Origin of the sequence: Luteolibacter rhizosphaerae, from assembly GCF_025950095.1 — a bacterium.
Lineage (GTDB): Bacteria > Verrucomicrobiota > Verrucomicrobiia > Verrucomicrobiales > Akkermansiaceae > Haloferula > Haloferula rhizosphaerae.
Window position 1 is genome coordinate 22073 of the sequence record NZ_JAPDDR010000023.1, and the last position, 19423, is coordinate 41495.

At 63.9% G+C, this 19423-nt stretch carries 28 protein-coding genes; 16 read left to right on the plus strand and 12 right to left on the minus strand.

All coding sequences use genetic code 11. The annotated features are described in order from the left end of the window. Positions 1-117 precede the first annotated feature (117 nt). From OJ996_RS25595 to OJ996_RS25615, 5 genes are all read right to left on the minus strand, one after another. The gene (locus tag OJ996_RS25595; protein WP_264516609.1) at positions 118-927 is read right to left on the minus strand and encodes a hypothetical protein; all 810 of its coding nucleotides are present in this window, start codon (positions 925-927) and stop codon (positions 118-120) included. A gap of 76 nt (positions 928-1003) precedes the next feature. After that, the gene (locus OJ996_RS25600) at positions 1004-1213 is read right to left on the minus strand and encodes a hypothetical protein (protein ID WP_264516610.1); all 210 of its coding nucleotides are present in this window, start codon (positions 1211-1213) and stop codon (positions 1004-1006) included. After that, on the minus strand, positions 1182-1502 hold the full coding sequence (locus OJ996_RS25605) for a hypothetical protein (protein WP_264516611.1): 321 nt from the start codon (positions 1500-1502) through the stop codon (positions 1182-1184). The genes OJ996_RS25600 and OJ996_RS25605 overlap by 32 nt, the downstream gene beginning before the upstream one ends. 177 nt (positions 1503-1679) lie before the next feature. After that, the gene (locus OJ996_RS25610; RefSeq protein ID WP_264516612.1) at positions 1680-3305 is read right to left on the minus strand and encodes a portal protein; all 1626 of its coding nucleotides are present in this window, start codon (positions 3303-3305) and stop codon (positions 1680-1682) included. A gap of 115 nt (positions 3306-3420) precedes the next feature. Continuing rightward, entirely contained in the window at positions 3421-3654 is a 234-nt protein-coding gene (locus OJ996_RS25615; protein ID WP_264516613.1) for a hypothetical protein, read from the minus strand. A 310-nt stretch (positions 3655-3964) separates the two neighbouring features. Between OJ996_RS25615 and OJ996_RS25620 the strand changes: the two genes are divergently transcribed. From OJ996_RS25620 to OJ996_RS25650, 7 genes are all read left to right on the plus strand, one after another. After that, entirely contained in the window at positions 3965-4384 is a 420-nt protein-coding gene (locus tag OJ996_RS25620; RefSeq protein WP_264516614.1) for a hypothetical protein, read from the plus strand. Further along, the gene (locus OJ996_RS25625; protein WP_264516615.1) at positions 4381-4815 is read left to right on the plus strand and encodes a hypothetical protein; all 435 of its coding nucleotides are present in this window, start codon (positions 4381-4383) and stop codon (positions 4813-4815) included. The genes OJ996_RS25620 and OJ996_RS25625 overlap by 4 nt, the downstream gene beginning before the upstream one ends. A gap of 510 nt (positions 4816-5325) precedes the next feature. After that, positions 5326-5805, plus strand: coding sequence for a hypothetical protein (locus OJ996_RS25630; RefSeq protein ID WP_264516616.1), 480 nt, complete (start codon positions 5326-5328; stop codon positions 5803-5805). 569 nt (positions 5806-6374) lie between these two features. Further along, positions 6375-6761, plus strand: a complete 387-nt coding sequence (locus OJ996_RS25635) for a hypothetical protein (RefSeq protein WP_264516617.1) — start codon at positions 6375-6377, stop codon at positions 6759-6761. A 19-nt stretch (positions 6762-6780) separates the two neighbouring features. Further along, on the plus strand, positions 6781-7251 hold the full coding sequence (locus tag OJ996_RS25640) for a hypothetical protein (protein WP_264516618.1): 471 nt from the start codon (positions 6781-6783) through the stop codon (positions 7249-7251). A 20-nt stretch (positions 7252-7271) separates the two neighbouring features. After that, on the plus strand, positions 7272-7748 hold the full coding sequence (locus OJ996_RS25645) for a hypothetical protein (RefSeq protein WP_264516619.1): 477 nt from the start codon (positions 7272-7274) through the stop codon (positions 7746-7748). Positions 7749-7767: 19 nt separating this feature from the next. Beyond that, positions 7768-8184 carry a hypothetical protein gene (locus tag OJ996_RS25650; protein ID WP_264516620.1) on the plus strand — a complete coding sequence of 139 codons (417 nt, stop codon included), beginning with the start codon at positions 7768-7770 and terminating at the stop codon, positions 8182-8184. A gap of 159 nt (positions 8185-8343) precedes the next feature. Here OJ996_RS25650 and OJ996_RS25655 read toward each other — a convergent pair whose 3' ends face one another. From OJ996_RS25655 to OJ996_RS25665, 3 genes are all read right to left on the minus strand, one after another. After that, complete coding sequence (locus OJ996_RS25655) at positions 8344-9429, minus strand: hypothetical protein (protein ID WP_264516621.1); 1086 nt, start codon at positions 9427-9429, stop codon at positions 8344-8346. A 98-nt stretch (positions 9430-9527) separates the two neighbouring features. After that, positions 9528-9737 carry a hypothetical protein gene (locus OJ996_RS25660; RefSeq protein ID WP_264516622.1) on the minus strand — a complete coding sequence of 70 codons (210 nt, stop codon included), beginning with the start codon at positions 9735-9737 and terminating at the stop codon, positions 9528-9530. Positions 9738-9785: 48 nt separating this feature from the next. Beyond that, complete coding sequence (locus OJ996_RS25665) at positions 9786-9980, minus strand: hypothetical protein (protein WP_264516623.1); 195 nt, start codon at positions 9978-9980, stop codon at positions 9786-9788. Between the two features lie 55 nt (positions 9981-10035). Here OJ996_RS25665 and OJ996_RS25670 point away from each other — a divergent pair, with 55 nt between their 5' ends. The 6 genes from OJ996_RS25670 to OJ996_RS25695 all read left to right on the plus strand — a co-directional run bounded on the left by OJ996_RS25670 (position 10036) and on the right by OJ996_RS25695 (position 13433). Next, on the plus strand, positions 10036-10491 hold the full coding sequence (locus tag OJ996_RS25670; RefSeq protein ID WP_264516624.1) for a hypothetical protein: 456 nt from the start codon (positions 10036-10038) through the stop codon (positions 10489-10491). Between the two features lie 20 nt (positions 10492-10511). Continuing rightward, positions 10512-10976, plus strand: a complete 465-nt coding sequence (locus tag OJ996_RS25675) for a hypothetical protein (RefSeq protein ID WP_264516625.1) — start codon at positions 10512-10514, stop codon at positions 10974-10976. 20 nt (positions 10977-10996) lie between these two features. Continuing rightward, a complete protein-coding gene (locus OJ996_RS25680) occupies positions 10997-11458 on the plus strand; it encodes a disulfide oxidoreductase (protein WP_264516626.1) in 462 nt (153 codons plus the stop codon). 31 nt (positions 11459-11489) lie between these two features. Further along, positions 11490-11765 (plus strand): hypothetical protein, encoded by a 276-nt coding sequence (locus tag OJ996_RS25685; protein ID WP_264516627.1) that lies wholly within the window; start codon positions 11490-11492, stop codon positions 11763-11765. A 64-nt stretch (positions 11766-11829) separates the two neighbouring features. After that, entirely contained in the window at positions 11830-12318 is a 489-nt protein-coding gene (locus tag OJ996_RS25690; protein WP_264516628.1) for a hypothetical protein, read from the plus strand. A gap of 68 nt (positions 12319-12386) precedes the next feature. Next, on the plus strand, positions 12387-13433 hold the full coding sequence (locus tag OJ996_RS25695) for a hypothetical protein (RefSeq protein WP_264516629.1): 1047 nt from the start codon (positions 12387-12389) through the stop codon (positions 13431-13433). A gap of 605 nt (positions 13434-14038) precedes the next feature. On the opposite strand, the gene OJ996_RS25700 is transcribed toward OJ996_RS25695, so the two are convergent. Next, positions 14039-14428 (minus strand): hypothetical protein, encoded by a 390-nt coding sequence (locus tag OJ996_RS25700; RefSeq protein ID WP_264516630.1) that lies wholly within the window; start codon positions 14426-14428, stop codon positions 14039-14041. A 103-nt stretch (positions 14429-14531) separates the two neighbouring features. After that, on the minus strand, positions 14532-14963 hold the full coding sequence (locus OJ996_RS25705) for a hypothetical protein (protein ID WP_264516631.1): 432 nt from the start codon (positions 14961-14963) through the stop codon (positions 14532-14534). A 100-nt stretch (positions 14964-15063) separates the two neighbouring features. On the opposite strand from OJ996_RS25705, the gene OJ996_RS25710 reads away from it, so the two are divergent. From OJ996_RS25710 to OJ996_RS25720, 3 genes are all read left to right on the plus strand, one after another. Beyond that, positions 15064-15612, plus strand: coding sequence for a hypothetical protein (locus OJ996_RS25710; protein ID WP_264516632.1), 549 nt, complete (start codon positions 15064-15066; stop codon positions 15610-15612). Positions 15613-15722: 110 nt separating this feature from the next. Beyond that, positions 15723-16292, plus strand: coding sequence for a PEP-CTERM sorting domain-containing protein (locus OJ996_RS25715; RefSeq protein ID WP_264516633.1), 570 nt, complete (start codon positions 15723-15725; stop codon positions 16290-16292). Between the two features lie 85 nt (positions 16293-16377). Beyond that, positions 16378-17739: a terminase large subunit domain-containing protein gene (locus tag OJ996_RS25720; protein WP_264516634.1), complete on the plus strand. Its 1362-nt coding sequence runs from the start codon at positions 16378-16380 to the stop codon at positions 17737-17739. A 343-nt stretch (positions 17740-18082) separates the two neighbouring features. On the opposite strand, the gene OJ996_RS25725 is transcribed toward OJ996_RS25720, so the two are convergent. After that, positions 18083-18583 (minus strand): hypothetical protein, encoded by a 501-nt coding sequence (locus OJ996_RS25725; RefSeq protein ID WP_264516635.1) that lies wholly within the window; start codon positions 18581-18583, stop codon positions 18083-18085. Positions 18584-18640: 57 nt separating this feature from the next. Then, entirely contained in the window at positions 18641-19189 is a 549-nt protein-coding gene (locus OJ996_RS25730; protein WP_264516636.1) for a hypothetical protein, read from the minus strand. Between the last annotated feature and the right edge of the window lie 234 nt (positions 19190-19423).

Sequence of the window (19423 nt, forward strand, 5' to 3'; positions counted from 1 at the left end):
TCACCCATCTCTCAAGCCGATTTCCCAAGCACGGAAAAAGCCGGGGACACCCGCGCATCCCCGGCCCACCCGCCATTCAGAATTCAGAGTTCGAACTTCAAAGTTCAGAGTTCACCCTCAACTCCCATAAAGCCTCAAAACCTTCGCCGTCACCTCCGGATCTCCCGCCATGTAGCGGGCATGCTCCGGATGCCCCGGATCCCGCGTGATTGCACGCGCTTCCTCCGCACCGCTCGCGAAGTTCGTGCCGCCCGCCACCGTGCCCTTCAGCGATGACACCGCATCCTCCGACAGCATACCCGTCACCTTGCCCAGGAAGCCCAGCACCCTCGCATTGCCGAAGAGTTCCGCATCGTTCGGGTCGAAGCCCAGCGAGCTGACCAGCTTCGTGATCTCGCCCACCTTTTTCCCGTAGCCCGCGCCCCACTCCTCGCGCAGGCTCTCCTCGCGGCTCGTCATCAGTTGATCGTAGGCCGCCTTCGCCAGCTTGTGGTTCTGTAGCTCGCCCTGCATGAAGTCGTCCACGATCGCCTGTGCCGCCGCCGGGGTCACATTGTGCTTGTGGAAGGTCTCCGCCATGCGCGAGCCGCGCACATCGTCCCAGCTCAGGCCTTCCGGCAGCGCTTCCGGCCGCAGGCGATAGCCCGCCGGCAGATCCGGAATCCCGATCGCACGCCGATACTCCGCGATCTGCTCCTCGCTCGCATCCGCCCCCGGCACCAGCGCCCCCTGCGGCGCGCGCTTGCCCAGCGTGGACTCCAGCGATTTGTAGCTCTTCACCAGATCCGGCAGCGAGCGGAAGCGGTCCATCCCGCCGTAATCCGCATACTCCGGCCGCGCATGCCAACCCTCCGCGAAACTGCCGTCCGCATTCAGATAAGACCCCGGCGCATCCCGCGCCACCGTTGCTTCGATTTGATCGCTCATGTGTTAGAAATTATCTCCGCATTCCACTGATCACTGATCACTGATCACTGATCACTGCTCACTGTTCACTTGGCACTCACTTCCCCTTCCCCGGACAAATCCCCAGCCGGCTTTTGAACCACGCCCGCACCAGCGCCCGCTTGTCCTCGTGCTCCTCCTGCATCACCAGCTTCCTACGGTTCGCATCGTACTTCCCCACGTAGTCATCCCCCAGGAACACGTGCCTGCGCCGGAACAGCACGATCCGCGGCTTGTTATTCGTCGTCTCCATCTGCACCTCGCTCATCCGCCTTTCCTTTCACCGTTGAATTCAGGATGTCCGAGATCACCGCCCGCATCCCGTCGCGATGCGCCGCGTGCAGCGCATCCATGCCCTCCTCCGCGCTGAACACGGAGCCCATGAAATTGTAGCGCAGGATCGCCCCCTTCAGCCAATCCCGCCCGGCCTGCGATTGGAAGACCCGCCGCGTCAGCTTCCGGAACCGCCGCTCCGCCTCCAGCGAATCCGAGCGCGCCGCATCCGCCTCCCGGAACAGCGCCAGCGGATCGAGATCGTGATCAAGTGTGTCGTTCATGAGTGAGAAAATGTTCCTAGGCAGGGACCGCTCTCCGAGCGGTCCGGCGGGGGACGGCCTGTATCACCGGAGAGCCATCTCCCGGCCACTCGCGCCGCCAACAGCCGGACCTTTCGGAGAAAGGTCCCTGCCTCCGCGAAGCACACTTCATTCGTCATTCGCGGAATTCGACATTCGTCATTGCACCGCGGCACCCGCCTGCGCCTGCGCCGCCATCATCTGCGCCATCGCCTGCTCCTGCTGTGCCTTTGCCCGGTCCTCCCGCAGCGCATCCCGCTCCTTCACCGGCCGCAGCACCGCCTCCGGCACCCCGTCGTTCCGCGCCGCCACGCGCACGTATTCGTCCAGGTTCAGGTTATCCAGCGCATCCGGCGCCGCATTCGCCACGCCCAGCACCCGCTCCACCAGCCGATCCGCCGCGGCGCTCTCCGCCTGACGAATCGCCAGCGCGATCCTCGATTGATAGATCACCTTCGGCGCCGGCACCTCCGCGCCTTCGCTTGTCCGACGAATCACCTCGCGCGGGATCTCATCCATGCGCCCGAAGATCCCGGCCCGGAACAGGATCGCGAAGACCCGCTCCATCATCACCTGGAAGTCCGCGGTGAAACGCGTGAAGGCCGGGCTGAACTGCATCAGCTTCTCCGCCGCCCGCTCGCTCACCTCCCGCGCCGTCATCTGCTTGTCGATCTGCGCGAACATGCGGAACAGATCCACGTGGAAGGCCGCATTGATCGTCTCCCGCGCATCCGCCAGCTGCTCGTGCATGCCCTCCGGCCTGCCCCGGTTCAGCCACTCCTGCGGCAGCGCCCCCTGCCCGCTCGATTTGAAAACCGTCCTGCCCCCGGGCCGCGAATCCACGTTCCCCACCAGATTATCCGGGATCAGCACGCTCGGCACCGCCAGCCGCTGGCCCACCACCTGCAGGATCTGCCGCGTCTTGTTCGCCTCCAGCACCGCCGCCTTCACCTCCTCGAAAGGACTATACCCATAGTACATCCCGCTGCCGGAGCGCTTCAGGTAGCGGCTCACGCAGTAGGGAAGCTCCGGCACCCCGCTACGCTGCAGCACCGTCTTGCCATCCGAGCTCACCCACACGCTGGCGTATTGCATGTTATACACGTCATGCTTCCCGCGCTGGCGCTCCACGCGGGGAAAGATGGCATGCACCACCTCGTGCTCGGCATTCGACCCCTTCTCCTTGAAGCGCTCCCAGCTCTTCGCCAGCCGCTCGTTCGCCTTCACCGCTTCCTCGCCGAAGAGCTGCACCAGCTGGCGGATCCCGTGGCGCTTCTTCAGGAAAATCGTGTCCACATTCCCCTCCGCATCCTCATCGATGCAGTAGCTGCCCACCGGGTGCGCCTGGAAGCTCACTACCCGCTCCGCGCTCGGCATCGCCGCGATGCAGCACACCCCGAAGGCCGAGCGATCCAAGAAGGCCTCGTTCAGCGTCGTGTAGAAGTTCGTGGTCGAGAGAATCTTGGCCGCCTTCTCGCTCGCCTCGTTGTACCACGCATCCGCGCGATCGCCCTTGATATCCTCCGGCGCTTCCCACGCGAACCAGCGCGTGCCCGGCGGCGTGATGTAGCTGGCATGCCCGTTCGCCAGCGTCGTCACCGCCTGGATCGCCGTCGTATCATAGAGCCGGTTCCCCGCATTGCTCCCCGGCGGCGTCTCCGTGCGGGCGATATTCCCCTTCCGCGGCAGTGCGTAATCGCTCGCCATCTGCCAGGCAGAGTCCCACGGCAAACGTGCCGACTCCATCTCCGCCCACCGTGCCAAAATCGTCTTCGCGTCTTCCATAAGATCTCAATCGCTCCTCAAACGGTCTCCAAGCGCCTTTCCTGAAAACTGAACACTGAACACCAGCAAACTCCTGCCTCCCCACTGATCACTGCTCACTGATCACTTGGCACTCCTACCCCAGCGTGGTTTTCTTCCCGCCATTCTCCGTCGCCAGCATCGAGCGGTCCGGATACATCGTGAATTGGTAGCCGCGGCGTGCCTGCTGCTTGCGGCGCTCCTCCTCCTTGGCCCATGCGATATCCGCGCCCGTCTCGCGGACAGGCGGCGGCGGTGCGGTCGGCGGCAATTGTTTCGGCGGTGACTGGCCCATATGTCTTCCGAAATACCATGCACCTCGTACTTCCATCAACCGGCAGAATCCTTGCCGGCCTCACTTCGGAAAAAAGCCATCTGCATCGTCAATGGGTTCACGATCAGACCCATCGTAGCGGAACGACTTCGTCGTTCCGGCTGGGGGCATCACCGCACAAGCACCCCATGACGATTCCCAGGAGAACGCGAGCCGCCGGAAGCACGAAGTGCCTCCGCTACCCTTGAGCCCTCCCTACCTCGCATCCTATCCCATCCCGATCAGCTGCAGCATCATCGGGAAAACCAATGATCCTCGCTTCGATTATCAATCATCACTTCCCCCGCCCCCCTGCTATCCTCCCCGGATGCCACTGCTCCGGCTCCTCTGTCTGGCACCGCTGCCCCTGCTCGCCTCCTGCTCCGCACTCATCCAGGAGTCCGGTCGCGACCCGATGAAGCTCGTCGGCAGATCGCAGGCCTCCATCCATGCCGAGTTCGGCAAGCCGCTCAAGACCGAGCATCCCCACGTCTACTACGACACCGAGGAGACCTTCCACGTCACCGGCGCATGGAACAACGGGACCGCCACCTTGGGCTACACCCTCGGCACCCTCTACACTTTCGGGGCGCTGGAGCCCGTATTGACCGTCTCCTCCGCCTACCGGAAATCCCGCGATAATTCGCAGGGCATGCACCTCGTCGTCAGCTACCATGGTCGCGTCGTGAAGCATGCCGAGGCCAAGTCCATCGACCGCAACGCATCCACCACCCCTTCCCATTTATGAAACCGCTCCACATCCTCCCCGCCCTGCTCCTCGCGGGCCTCGCCTCCTGCAGCTACGACGAGCGCAGCCCCATCCCCGCCGCGCATCCCAAGACCGTGACCTTCACGCAGGACACCCTCCTCGAGCGCAACCCGCGGCGCAAGCTGCCCCAAGCCGTCCCCTTCCCGAATCCCAGCCAGCCCTCCCGCGGCATCGTGAAGCGCGGCACCCGCGTCACCTTCGAGTACAAGATCCAGGAGCGCCTCAAATACATGCCCAGCTCCTACCTGCTCTGCCGCACGCATGAGACCCCGCCCCGCTACTTCGAGTACTACGTGGGCGACTACCCGGAGATCTCCTACTACCTCGCGCCCCCGTGGAAGATGCCGGAAGGCCACCCCTTCCCCACGCTCAAGAATCCCTACAACCCGAATACGCCCCTCCAGCGCTAAGTCATATCGAGCCGCAGGCTCCTTGGACTGCGTGCAGCCTGCTGCCGCTTTCGCGAACGCAGCCTGCTGCGGAGCAGGGGGGATGGTCCTCACACCCCCGGGTCATCCCGGACCATGAGGTACCGAGCTTCCCGACCAAGCGGCTTCCGCATCGCCTGATACCAAGCGGACTCAAGCAGGTGAGTTTCCAGTGCTTCGGGCAGTAGCGACGGATTTACGGATTTCCGCGGGCTAGGCGGTGAATGCCAGTCCCTTCATCGGTTCAAGATCCGTGTAATCCGTCCAATCGGTAAATCCGTGATCGCTTGGCCCGCAGTACCCAAAAGTCACGCGAACTATGGGAGATGGCATGACACGCCCCCGGAGAGAATCCCGCAACCTTCCCCACTGCTTCACGGCAGCAAGGCTACCTGCCAAAAGCGGCAGCAGGCTGCACGCAGTCCAAGGCGGCTGCGCCGCATGCGCAGAGCAGGATTGAAGATCGGCGCAGCATGATCGAGATATCCACCAGTGCTCCGCCGCCCCTTCGCCTTCTGGCTACCTGCCTTCGTCCTGCTCTTCCTCTGCTGGGCATGGGCGGACTCGCGCCGGAATAGCTCCGCGATCTCTTGCAGCTACATGCGGAGAGACGACGACATCAAAACCATCATCATCACGGCGGAGGAATCCAGCCTCGTCCTAGGCGCCAGTCAAACCCAAGGCCTGCGCATTCCGAAACATCACCCCGTCTCCGTCGGCAGGCGCCGCTACGAGCTTCCGCCCAAGTCCTTTACCCCTTGGTTTCCCCTCCCTAAGACGATGACGCAAGGGGAAGGAATCGGAACGAGCGGTGGCCCCATCAGCTCGATTTATCAAACCCTGCACATTCCCTTCTGGTGCCTCATCCTCGCGTACATCGCGGGATGGCTACTGCTACTCCACCGCTGGCGCAAACGCCTAGAGCATCACGCTCCTCCCCCACATGGCCACGGATCACGCTCCCGGCCATGAACGGAATCCCTACAACCCGAATACGCCCCTCCAGCGCTAAGCCATATCGAGCCGCAGGCTCCTTGGACTGCGTGCAGCCTGCTGCCGCTTTCGCGAACGCAGCCTGCTGCGGAGCAGGGTGAATGATCTTCACACCCCCGGGTCATCCCGGACCATGAGGTACCGAGCTTCCCGACCAAGCGGCTTCCGCATCGCCTGATACCAAGTCGACTCAAGCAGGTGAGTTTCCGGTGCTTCGGGCAGTAGCGACGGATGATACGGATTCCGACGGAATTACGGATTTCCGCGGGCTAGGCGGTGAATGCCAGTCCCTTCACCGGTTCAAAATCCGTGTAATCCGTCCAATCCGTAGATCCGTGATCGCTTGGCCCGCAGTACCCGAAAGTCACGCGAACTATGGGAGATGGCATGACACGCCCCCGGAGAGAATCCCGCAACCTTCCCCACTGCTTCACGGCAGCAAGGCTGCCTGCCAAAAGCGGCAGCAGGCTGCACGCAGTCCAAGGCGGCTGCGCCGCATGCGCAGAGCAGGATTGAAGATCGGCGCAGCATGATGGAGATATCCACCAGTGCTCCGCAGCCCCTTCGCCTTCTGGCTGCCTGCCTTCGTCCTGCTCTTCCTCTGCTGGGCATGGGTCGATTCCACCTCGCATGTGAGCGGAGTTGATTTGAGCTTCGATACCCGCTCCTCCCTGATACTGGTCAGCGTCAATCACGGCAACTCCGTGCTTCACCTCAAGCTGGACCACACCGCTGGCGGCGGCGCTCCAGGCGATAGCTACGCAGCCAATCCTTGGCGCGTCCCCATGCCCGCCGGTTACCGGTACCGCTGGTTCCCCCCGCCGCGCTTCAGTGCCCGGCCCGGTTTCCTTGATGTGCCCCACTGGCTCGTCATCCTTGTTTATCTCATGGTCTGGTCCTTCGCCATCACCCGACGCAATCGCCGTCCCGTTTGAAAATTAGCAGTTCTCCTCCATGCTCCGCCGCCCCTTCGCCTTCTGGCTGCCCGCCTTCGTCCTGCTCTTCCTCTGCTGGGCATGGGCGGACTCGCGACGGAATAGCTCCGCGGTGTCCCTCGGCTTCATGCGGGGCCAAGAGATCGAGTGCGTGATCATCACCGCGGAGGACTCATCCCTGGTCTTGGGCGCAAGTCAGACCCACGGCCTGCGCCCTCCGAAGAATCGCCCCGTCTTTGCCGGCAGCCATCGCCACGATCTCCCACCGAAGTCATCCACCCCGTGGTTTCCCCGCCCGAAGACCGAGATCCTGAAGGAAGGCATCGGGACGAGCAGCGGCCCCATCCGCACGATCTATCGTAACCTCCACATCCCCTTCTGGTGCATCATCCCGGCTTACTTCGCTGCATGGATGTTCCTGCTTCACCGCTGGAACAAGCGCCTGCGTCTTCGTCCGATGCCGCAGTCCCGCTTGGAAACCAGTGCTTAGAAGTTCGTATTACTCCACCGATGCTCCGCCGCCCCTTCGCCTTCTGGCTACCCGCCTTCATCCTGGCTTTCCTCCTCTGGGCCTGGGGTCTCTCCTGCTATCAGAGCTTCCGCCTCACGCACTGGAGCCAGGAAGAAGAGCACAGCCGCCTCATCCAGCTCGACTTCGGAGCGTCCCAGCTTGCGACTACCGTCGCGAAAAGCTCTGCTGATAAGATCCGCAGGCCGTCCACTTCCGATACCCGCTTCGTCCGCGAGGAATTTCCGCCCACGCACTCCCACTGGTGGTTCCCGCTTCCCGGCATCGAGCACCGCGACGATTCCTCGCCCGGCATCCAATCCCACCTCTACCGGATCATCATCCCCTGCTGGCTCATCGTCCTCCTCTACCTCGGCCTTTGGCGGCTCGCCGTGCGCCGGTATGACCGCCGCACCCAGCGACTCCGCACCAAGGATCTCCCCTCATCCGGCACAGCCGAAGTCCCGTTTGGAAACTAGGGCTTAAGAAATTCCCCTCATGTCCTGGCGACGCTCCTCGGTCCTCTGGTTCTGCCTGCCCTTCCTGATCTTCCTCCTCATCGGCTGGATCGATTCCATGTCCCGGGATTCGCGGCTCGATTGCAGGGTCGCCGGTCGCTCGATCATGTTTCAGAACCACGGCTCCCAGATCAGCATCAGCTTCTACGAGAGAAGCCCCGGGGTGAGCCGCGCCCCCGACTGGAGCGTCCGCCCCACCCGCCGGAAGATCGCGGGCCGTGAATGGTTCCCGCTGCCCTCCTACCTGAGCAACGACGCTTTCTCCAGCTATCGCTGGCACGATCTGAATTTCTCCTACTGGTTCATCCTCCTCGTCGCCCTCGGCCTCTGGCAGCTCCCCTGGCTCTGGCGCTACCACCGCCGCGAGCACATCCGCCGCGCGATGCCGGAGATATAAGGAGCGACGACATTCCTGTCGTCGTAGTGCACGTGCCCGACGGGGACAGGAATGTCCCCGCTCCTTATCGCCCCGCGTTCTTCCGCTACGATAAGCACCGTACTTAAACCCCAGCCCGGGTTTAGAAATTAGTGCTTGGTCATTGGCAATTTCTTCCGATCACTCCGCCACCTCGATCACCTGGAAGAAGCGCTTCCGCTCCGTGCCCGTGTTCACCGGGTGCGTCAGCGTGAGCGGCGCGCCCGTGCCCGGCGTGCCGGTCGGCGCGACCTTCCAGCGCTTCAGGTCCGTGGAGCTCGCCAGGCGATAGTGCTTCGTCGCCACGCCCGGGAAGTTCAGCGTCGCCTGCCCGTTCGCGATCGTGAAGCTGCTCACCGGCGCCGATTGCTGGCGCAGCTGCGAGTCCGCCATCAGCGGATAGCCCATCGCGCGCAGGAAGTTCAGATCCGTGTCCACATAGGTGTTCCAGGTCGGATGATCGTTCGCATACGCGATGCCCTTGATGTGACTGAAGTCCACATCCCCTTCGTAGCTGATCGCCGGCATCTTCACCACCCGGCCCTGCTTGTCCCGTCCCTCGAAGTAGAGGCCGGTGCTGTGCTGGCCGGTCTGCCAATTCGGCTCCAGCGCGAAGTTGTTCATCGTGTAGGTGCGGTTCCCGGAATTGAAGGCACCCAGCAGCGGCAGGCCGTCCTTGTCCCGATAGAGCGTGTCCACCACGGAGGCATAGGTCGGCTGGCCGCGGGTATCATCGGCCGGAGAGAAGGCCATGTAGCTGGCGCAACCGAAAGCGTGGTGCATCTCGTGCCGGCCCAGCCCGCGGATGTTGTTGATCAGCCCCGCCGGGTTCCCGCCGTAGAGCGCGTTCACATCCAGATTCCAGTTCAGCGTCACATCGGAGGCCGCGCCGGGATTCGTGACACCCTTTACCACGATCAGCCACAGGCCCGGGGCGATCACCATGCGGCCCGTCGCCGGATCCGTGTACCACTGCGACCATGTGCTACCCGCGGAGGCATAGGCCGTGGTGTTATCCGTCACGCTCACGCGCACCGTCGCATCCACATCAAACATCGCGCCCAGATCGCTCAGGAAGGACTCCATCGCCGCCCGCGCATCCGCAGACCAAGGCTCGGAGAACCACTTCGTGCCCGTCTCATAGGTCGTGGTGAATTGGATGCCCGCCTGGGCAGGCAGGAGAAGTGCGGCAGCGAGCGAGAGGAAGAGCGAGGAGCGCGGGATCATGGGAGCGGGAGTAAGGGAATGACGCGGCGCACACTGCCCCGCCCGGAGCCCCCCGGACAAGCAGTTAAGATACCCGAAGCATCACGAAATCGCGTAGTCTAACTGTTAGCCGTCGCACGCAATTTCCGCCATCTCCACCACAAGGCCCCTAGCCACAGCGGAAGATACCCGCGCAGCAGGTAGGACACCGGCATGCGGGCGGAGAGCGCGAGCGGATCCGCATCCCAGCGCAGGTCCGGGCGAAAGAGCACGAAGCGGTTCAGCGCCCCCACCCCCGTGCGTGTCCGCGTGCACATCCACTCCGGCACCTCGCCCGCCTCGTGGCATTCCTGGATCAGGATGCCGATCGAGCCATGCTAGGTCTGCACCGACACATAGCCCGGCACCCGCCGCGAGCCGACCAGCAGCAGCGTCGTCACCTGCGCGCTATCCGCCCAGAACCAGAACAGGCACAGGAACCCGAAGAGACCCAGCAGGAAGGTCTTCGAGCGATACCACCGCGGCACCGCCTTCCCGGTCGGGTCCGCGCGATCGATTCCGGAAGCAGTCACCGTCCTTTCTTGAAAGCCCGCCGCCCGATGCATTGTCTCCACTAAGTTCTTTCCCGTGATCCGCCCTTGGCACAAATCCCCGCTCTTCTACCTCGGGCTCGCACCCCTGCTCTTCCTCCTCTGGGCATGGTGGAATTCCTGCAGTCGCGCCTCCGGCTTTAATCACTGGCTCCAAGGACACACCAAGGGACTCGGCCTTACGGTCGTCAGCGTGGACTCGAAGCTCACCATGCGGTGCACACGCACCGACGGCGTCAAACTCGTCCCGTTTGGAGTCCACGGAGACTTTCTCCGCGAAGAGGTCTTCTTCGAGGAACCCAGCGACATCTTTCCTCCCGCCAAGGCGAGCCACATGGATCAATCCGAACCCGGCGACTTCGAGTATCACACCTACCATCTCACCCTCCCCCACTGGCTCCTCATCCTCGCCTACCTCGCCCTCTGGTCCCTCCTTCTCTTCTGGCGTTCCCGCCGCATCAAGCGCCTCTCCCGTTTAAGAATTAGTGCTTAGTCATTCGTAATTCTCTCTCCATGCCCCGCCCTTGGCACAGATCCCCGCTCTTCTATCTCGGCCTCTTCCCGCTGCTCTTCCTCCTCTGGGCGTGGTGGGATTCAAACCACCACAGCACCACCTTCATGAAGGTCCGGGGCAGCACCAGCCTTGTCCATCTTCAAGTCATCACACACTCTCGCGGCGCTCTAAGGATCACGGATCAGAAAGTCGAAGTGATTCATGCCTCCATCTCCACTGGAACCGATTTTGGACGAAGCTCAGTCGCCAGTGAAGAAAGACTATGGTGTCCAGCTCCCCATCTCGAGATCGCCCGGCAAACGACAAGTGAGACAGCGGACTATCAGCCGGAGATCATCACCGAGTCGCATCTCACCCTCCCCCACTGGCTCCTCATCCTCGCCTACCTCGCCCTCTGGTCCCTCCTTCTCTTCTGGCGTTCCCGCCGCATCAAGCGCCTCTCCCGTTTAAAAATTAGTGCTTAGTCATTCGTAATTCTCTCCCCATGTCCCGTCCCTGGCACAGATCCCCGCTCTTCTATCTCGGCCTCTTCCCGCTGCTCTTCCTCCTCTGGGCCTGGTGGGATTCCACGCGCCACCTGAGCGGCATCCACTGGAAGATCACCATCTATGCCTCGGAAGAGGGCAGGAGCCTGTTCATGTCCGGTCGCGAGCATCTCACCCAGCACGGCGGCAAGATCACCCTCCATCTCACCGAGCCGCGGAACCTCGAATCGGCCACCATCAACCGCGACCCCGTCGAGACCATCTTCACGGATAATCCTACCGCGGAGTGGCTACCCCTGCCCGAGCGCCGCGAGACGCTCCTGAGCGAAACGGTCGCCGCCCCCAGTGTTAGCCTGCCGCACTGGATCCTCGTCCTCGCCTACCTCATTCCTTGGTCGCTGCTCCTCTTCTGGCGCTCCCGCCGCCGCAGGCACCTTTCCGGTTTAAAAATCAGTGCTTAGTCATTAGTAATTTCTCCCGGATGATCCGCCCTTGGTACGAGTCCCTCGTCTTCTGGCTCGGCCTGCCGCGGGCCATGTGCGGAATGTGCTCACCCTGCCCTACTGGGTCATCGCGCTCGCCTACTGTATCCCTTGGCTCTGCATCTATCAGCTCCGCAGCCGCTGGGTGCGCCGCCGCTATGCGGACCTGCAGCGCGCGGAGTGGACCGCGCGCAATCACGCCGCACTCGCCGCCGGTGAGGAACCACCACCCCCGCCCGCCGATCCCCGAGCCACCCGCTCGAAGATCTTCCGCCGCGGGGAATAACAAACTCCGCATTTCATCGAATAGACTCCAGCGAGCATCCGTCCCACGCGGACGACTTATCATCATGAAGCCCATCCTCCTGCCCCTCCTCGCCCTGTTCATCGCCACCGCCCCGGCCCAGACCGTGGAGGCCCCGCCCGCCGGTGGGCAAGCATCCCTCACGCATGAATCCGACTACACCTTCCTCCTGAGCTTCCGCGTGCGTCCGGATCCGAAGCAGGAACAGAGCGTGAATATCGACAGCAGCGCCACCCTGCATGTGGATCTCACCGATGGCGACATCACCGGAAATGTCATGATCCCCATCCGCAACTTCAATGTCATGTCGGCGAATGCCGATATCTTCCTGGGCATGCCGGCGGACAATCCGCGCCGCCTTGTCGTAAAGATCAACGAGCATGAGAGGACCGATGGCACGGGCAAGCAAGGCGTCACCCGCCCCCAGCCGCTGCTGTACTCGCAGCTCGTCTATCGCGGCCCCGGCACCTATCGCCTCGGGGCCATCGATGACTTCGAGTTCACCCTCACCGTGCGGGAGAAGGCCGCGCGCTGAACCGGGCAGCAGGGCCGGGTTCATCAACAATCCTTGAATATCCAGCGAGTTATGATATCCCCGCGATTGTGCCCCGCCCTTACCTCCTGCACCCCATACTGGCCGGTGGCCTGATCACCGGCAGTCTCGCCGGCCCGCCGCCCGGATCCGGCGCTGCCCCGCACTTCATCCCGCAGCCGCCCAGCCATGCGGAGATCGCCGCCGTGCCGCCCGTGAATGTGCTGCTGCAGGAGACGTATAAGATCATGCAGCTGGATGCGGAGGGCTTCCGCCTGCGCGATCCGAAGCGGGAGACACCCGCCACGCCGGAAGAGCTGGAGGCCCTGCGCCAGCGCGATCGCAGCGAGCGCGCCGCCGCCTTCAGGACCATCGATGACGCAAAGGCGAAGATCACCAGCCTGGTCTTCATGCACGAGACGAAGGGCCTCGTCGCCCCCGCCATATCGATGGTCGGGCTGGCCCGCCAGCTCAGCGCCGTGCACCAGGAGATGCATGCCGCGCTGGATGCCGGGAAGGGCTGGGACTCACCCGGGATGAAAGTCCTCGTCGCGAAGGCGGAAGTCTTCGACAAGCCCTATCATGAACAGACGGAGACCGTGATGCGGGAGCTGAAGCGCGTGATGGGTGCCATGCAGGAGGAGAAGACCGCGAAGGCCGCCGTGGCCGCCTCCGCCGCGGCGGATGAGCAGAGCCTCGAGCCTGCGCTCGCCCTCATCATGGAACACCGCAGCATCATCGTCTCGCTGGTCGATGAGATCAGCATCCGCAACCAATACCTTGGCCAGACGATCCCCGCGGACGTGCAGGCGGATCTCGTCAACCATCCGGAGGAACGGAAGGCCAGCCAAGACGCCATCGCGGAGCTCACCGCCAAGCTCCGGGAACTTTCCCCGAAAGCCGGTCCCGATGGCGTGAATGCCCGTGCCCTGAAGCTCGACCAAGCCGGAGCGGAAGTGCGAGCCAGCTTCGAGCAAGTGCTCCAGCTCGTCCTGAGCGGCAAGCCCGCCGACTCCCCGGAAGCCCTCGCCATCCGCAGCAAGGCCGACCCCGCCCGCAAGACCTACACCGAGGCCGCAGCCTACATCCAGCAGCGCGGCAAAGCCGCCGCGAAGTAGCGGGTAGGCGCGGGCATGCTACGATATCCATCGTAGCGAAATCATAAGGAGCGGGGACATTCCTGTCCCCGGCGGGCACGCCCACCCCCACGACAGGAATGTCGTTACTCCTTAGGTGCCCCCAATTGGAGCCGCAGGCTCTTTGGAGTGCGTGCAGCCTGCTGCCGTGAAGCAGCGGGGAAGGTTGCGGGATTCTCTCCGGGGGCGTGTCATGCCATCTCCCATAGTTCGCGTGACTTTCGGGTACTGCGGGGCAAGCGATCACGGATTTACGGATTGGACGGATTACACGGATTTTGAACCGATGAAGGGACTGGCATTCACGCCTAGCCCGCGGAAATCCGTAAATCCGTCGGAATCCGTATCATCCGTCACTACTGCCCGAAGCACTGGAAACTCACCCGCTTGAGTCGACTTGGTATCAGGCTATGCGGAAGCAGCTTGGTCGGAAAGCACGGCACACCGGGGCTTGGGATGATCGAGGGGAATAAGCACGCACCCTTGCTCCGCAGCAGGCTGCGTTCGCGAAAGCGGCAGCAGGCTGCGCGCAGTCCAAGGAGCCTGCGGCTCGGGAGAACCGGCTCCGAAACACGGGAGTGCTCCCGCTACGATTGATCACCCAACACCTCCGCCCTTCCCCTATTCCCCTTCACGCCCATGCGCACATACACCGCCATGAAGACCGCCACGTAAGCCGCCACCAGCGCCCACTGCGGCACGGCGATGTCCTTCTTCACCGCACTCTCACTCCAGCCAAAGAGATGATAGAAGGTGCCGGTCGGGGAAAAGAAACCGTGCCCGTACCGCGGCAGACCCATCGGCGCATCCAGCTTCAGCAGCCGCAGCTCATCGCCCTTGTGCACCAGCAGCCCCGTATCGGTCCCCCACGGAAACCTCACGAAGGCCGGATTCCGCATTCCCGCTCCCCACAGCCACAGCAGAAAGACGAAAGGCACCAGGCCCACCACGATGATCGTCATTCGCCGCCACGACATCCCATCACTCGATCAGTTCCGCATCTCCCTTCAACTTCCGAGTGATGCATCCCCTGATCACTGCTCACTGATCACTTGGCACCTGCCTTCCCTTCTCACTCCCCTACCTCTTCTCCAGCCCCTTCGCCGAGATCTTCCCCTCCCCCGTCACCGCCAGCATGCTCCAGCCGGTCCGCTCGCGCGTGAAGGTCAGCACCGCATCGTGCGGGCTCGGGATCCCGCGCATCCGCATTACCTGCAGCTCGCTCCCGTCCTTCTCCGTCGAGATCACCCGCACCCAGCCGCGCATCTTCGGGATCTCATAGGGCCGCTGCAGCGACATCCAAATGACGTTCCACGTGATCGGATAGGGATCCCGCCTCGTCAACCCGTGCTGCACCACCAGCTCCTGCGCATGCCCGCGATACTCCGCGGGGATCTCCAGCAGCTCCGGCACCGGCGCATCCATCCAGATCCAGTGCGTGCACCACGCCGCATACCCCGCGAAGAGCAGCGTGATCGAACCGAAGAGCGCGATGGCACCTTTCTTCTTCACCGCGCGATGCTGACCCGCCGCGCGCCGCCGCTCAAGTCCGGGAATCCCCGTAGGCATCGCCCCTTGACCCGACCGGGCATCCTGCCTTCCCTCCGCGCGGATGTTCCGCACGCGCAAGTTCCTCGTCATCTTCTGCCTCATCGGCCTGGGGCTCGGCTACATGGCCGGCCAGATCTTCCGCAAGCCGGACGTCCCCGCCGCGACGGAGACCTCGCGCCGCGTTCACGCGCAGGACGCCGAGATCCGCAGCTTCCACATCGCCAAGAGCATCCTCTCCGCCGCCGAGCGGATCCAAGCCGAGGACAGCGCCCGGCTGGAAGGGCAAGCACCGCCCGCATCCCCGCATAGTATCAGCTTCCGCGACCTGCATCTCGAGGAGATCGGCGAACTCATCCCCCACCTTCAGGAACTCTCCCGCGACGAACAAGCCAAGCCGCTCGCCACCGCCGCCATCGGGCTCGGCCACACCGCGCAGGAGCTCGCCGCCGCGCGTGACAAAATCTTCACCGCGCTGGATGCGGGACAGGCCGCCGACTCCCCGGAGCTCAAGCCCCTGCTGGAACAAGCCGCCCGTCTGGAGGCCGCCTACCTCCGGCAGCGCGAGCTTCTCGCGGAACAGCTCGACGCGCCCGAACAGGGAACTCGTTGAGACTCTAGACATATCTCCCCCCACCTTGCGCACGGGCCTGCCCTGCTAGGGAAATGTGATTGAATCCGGCCGCAGCGCCTCCTTTTCTAGCAGGCGCAACACACCCTAACATGCACAACACCCTATCTCTATTCTGCGCTGCCGCACTGCTCGGCACCGCGGGCGCGGATGCCGCCGTGGCGGTGGACATCACCGGAGGCAACGGCGCCCCTATCACCGTCACCATCCTCCAGCCGATCGAGTACACCGTGAACAACGGCACCTCCTTCTGGCCCGTCTTCGTCCTCGATGGCGCGGGCGACCTCCTGTCCATCGCCACGAATTCGGTCACCGGAACCCTTTCCTTCTCGGTGAACGGCGGCCCGGAACAGTTCATCAACCGCGCGAACTCGGAGTTCACCAGCGGTGTGGTGGGGCCCGATGATTTCTACTTCTATCTGATGAACTCCTCCACCCAGCTCCAGACCGGGGACACGGTGGTGCTGAATGCCGGGAGCTTCACCACCACGGGCTCCTTCGCCGTCGCCACGCCAGGCCAGATCTCCATCGAGACCTTCCTGATGGGTGCCTTCGGCGAGCAGGTCTCCGGCAATGGCGTGGCCGTGCCCGAGCCCGGCTCCGCGCTGCTCCTCGGTCTCGGCTGCGCCGGCATGTTCCTGCGCCGCCGTCGCGCCGCCTGAGCACCGGAATGGCTTTTTTCCGTTTTGCGGCCGGCAAGGAGCTACGACTTCCATCGTACCTCCCTGCCGTGCGAAGCTATCCGGCATGCCGAAGAGCGCCATCGAGCTTCCCCACCGCTTCACCCCGCGCCCGTACCAGCAGCCCGTGGTCACCGCCTTCCTGCGGGATGGGGTGAAGCGCGGCGTGTGCGTTTGGCACCGCCGCGCGGGGAAGGACAAGACCTTCATCAACATCATGGCCGCGAAGATGGCGGAGCGCGTGGGCAGCTACTTCTACTACTTCCCCACCGCCGCCATGGGCCGGAAGATCCTGTGGGAGGGCATGGATGGCGCGGGCATGAAGTTCCTGGATCACTTCCCGCAGGACTTCATCCGCAAGGCCAGCCACACCGAGATGAAGTTCGAGGCGGTGAACGGCTCGATCTTCCGCATCATCGGCACGGACCGGCTGGACGTGGTAGGCACGAATCCGGTGGGCTGCATCTTCTCTGAGACCTCGCTGCAGAACCCGCTGGGCTGGGAATACGTGCGCCCCATCCTGGCGGAGAATGGCGGCTGGGCGCTCTTCAATGGTACCCCGCGCGGCAAGAACTGGTTCCACGACCTGACCCGCATGGCGGAGAAGAATCCGGACTGGTTCTGCCAGGTGCTGACGGTGGATGACACCGGCGCGATCCCGCCGGAGGCGATCGAGGACGAGCGCCGCATGGGCATGCCGGAGGAGATGGTGCGGCAGGAATTCTACTGCGACTTCACGGCGGCCACGCCCGGCGCGATCTATGCGCAGCTCATGGAGAGCGCCCGCCGCGAGGGCCGGATCGGCAGCGTGCCGCAGGATGGCGGCCTGCCGGTGTGGACCTTCTGGGATCTGGGTGCGCCGGTGAATACCGCGGTGTGGTCGGTGCAATTCCTGGGCCGCGAGATCCGCGTGCTGGCCTGTGATACCGGGGCGGACTGGACCACCGGCCGCCGCGTGGCGGAGATGATGGCGCGGAACTGGGCCTACGCCGGCCACATCCTGCCGCACGATGGTGCCGCCCGCCAGAAGGGCGGCCTGACCTACGCGGAGGAACTGGAGAAGGCGGGGCTGCGCAATGTGATCACCCTGCCGGTGGCGAAGGACCGCCGCGCCGGGATCAACCGTCTGCGCTCGATGCTCCCCTCGATGTGCTTCGATGAAGCGCGCTGCAAGACCGGCATCGCCGCGCTGGAAGCCTATCACCTGGAGTACGATGCGCGCCGTAAGATGTACAAGGACGAGCCGCGCCACGACTGGAGCAGCCACGCCTGTGATGCCCTGCGCTACCTGGCGGAAGCCGCCGCCTGCGGGGCCGTGAAGGTCGGCGGCATGGAACAACCGAGCCGCGTGATCAGCCCGATCGAAGGCCTCGGCGATGTCTGGGCCGGGGGACGAAGACGCGCGCACTACATCTCCGCGCTGGATTGAAGGGAAGCAAGCTCCCACGCCCGGCCTCAAGGGTAAGTAGTCCCGCCTTCAGGCGGACGAAGCCCCCCCGCGTGCTACGACACTCACCGTAGCGGGACGACTTCTCCCCGCCCCGGAGGGGCATCGGAACTTAGCCGGTGCGCAAGCGCAGCGCAGCCACCGGTTACGCCCGCCCCACCATTCGCGCCCCGGAGGGCCGCTGGAGGGAGGCGATCCTCCAACCCATCCTCCAACAGCATCATCTCCCGCGGCCCTCCGGGACGCCATTCTCTGCACTCACCTACCGGTGGTTTCACCACCGGCTAAGCTCCGTTGCCCCCCCGGGGCGAAGATTCCGGACGATTCACCCGGATAGCCCGGCACTTTTACCCCTCCCCCGCCGACGCCGCCAGATCAAGACCGAGCCCCACCCCAAGATGAAGCCTAGCAGCAGCGCCCACAGCGGCACCTGCACGTGATAGGTGCGCAGCGGAAATCCCTTTGCGGGATCCTCCCTCATCTTCATTATCTCCGCGCGGGTCATCCCGCCCCAGCCGAAGTAGCGCCGCCCGTCCCACCACCCGTAGAAGTCCGGGAACCACAGCATCGCGAGACGATCCGGCCGCCGCCATGCGGCAAAGGGGAAAGCTCTGCGCGGCACCGAGTAGCCCGGAGGGTAGCCCCCTTCCGTCCAATTCAGCACCAGCATCCCGCCATGCACGCCCAGCTGGTAAGGCTCGTTATAGGGCGCCTGATAGTAGACCACCTCGCTCCGGTGCCACTGCGAATCCACCCAGGCCCAGACGAGGAACGCGATTACGAACAGCCCGCACCAGAAAGTCACGGAGCGGCGCAGGGGTTTCATCTTCCCTCTATCTAGCGGAGCCCTGCGCGAAGGGAAGGACGGACTCCATCGCCCAGCTCACCGCGCGGCGGGCAGCTCGCCCATCTCCTCCGCATCATCCGCCGCCTGCCGGGCGCGGACGAGATCCCGCTGCCAGCGCCGCATCAACCAGCTGCGACGGAAGCCCATGAGGACCCACCACACGGCGATGTAGGCGGTGAGCAACATCCAGATCGGCAGGCCGAACTGGTACTGAACCATGGGCCCGCTCACGTGCACCGGATTGCCGTCCTGGAGTTGGGAGCCTGTGATGACACGGGAATGCCGTTGATAGCCCGGCACCCAGCAAAACGAGCTCCCCACAAGCCTCCAGGAGCTGCTCATCCAGCGATCCACGTGAAGCTTCCCGACCCCCGGCGGCGGGCGTACCGCGAACCACTCCGGCGCGGTGATCCATTGTGCCTCGATCTTCCCGCCATAGACCTCCACGAGCCGCGCATGCCGTGCCGGGTCCGGCTGCCAAGAAATCTGCGTGCGCCACTGGAAGGCATCCGCCCAGCACCACAGCAGCAGGATCGCGCCGATCAATCCGGCGGCGAAGCATTTCGATTGGCGGAGGGGTTTCACAGGTATCCGCCATCATCGCTCATTCCGCGCGATGCGAAAGGAGGAAAAGATGAGGGCTAACAGGAATCGCTCCGCCGCTGCACCGGACTGCCTGCAAGCCGCCCCGGAGGGCATGCGCGTCAGGTTAAGGCTCCGGAGTTCCAGGTTTGATTGAAGTTCGCCCGTTTCCTTTTGTCGTAGCAGCAGTATTTGACCAGGGCTCGCAGCGTCCGGTGCTCATGCTCCGGGTCACCT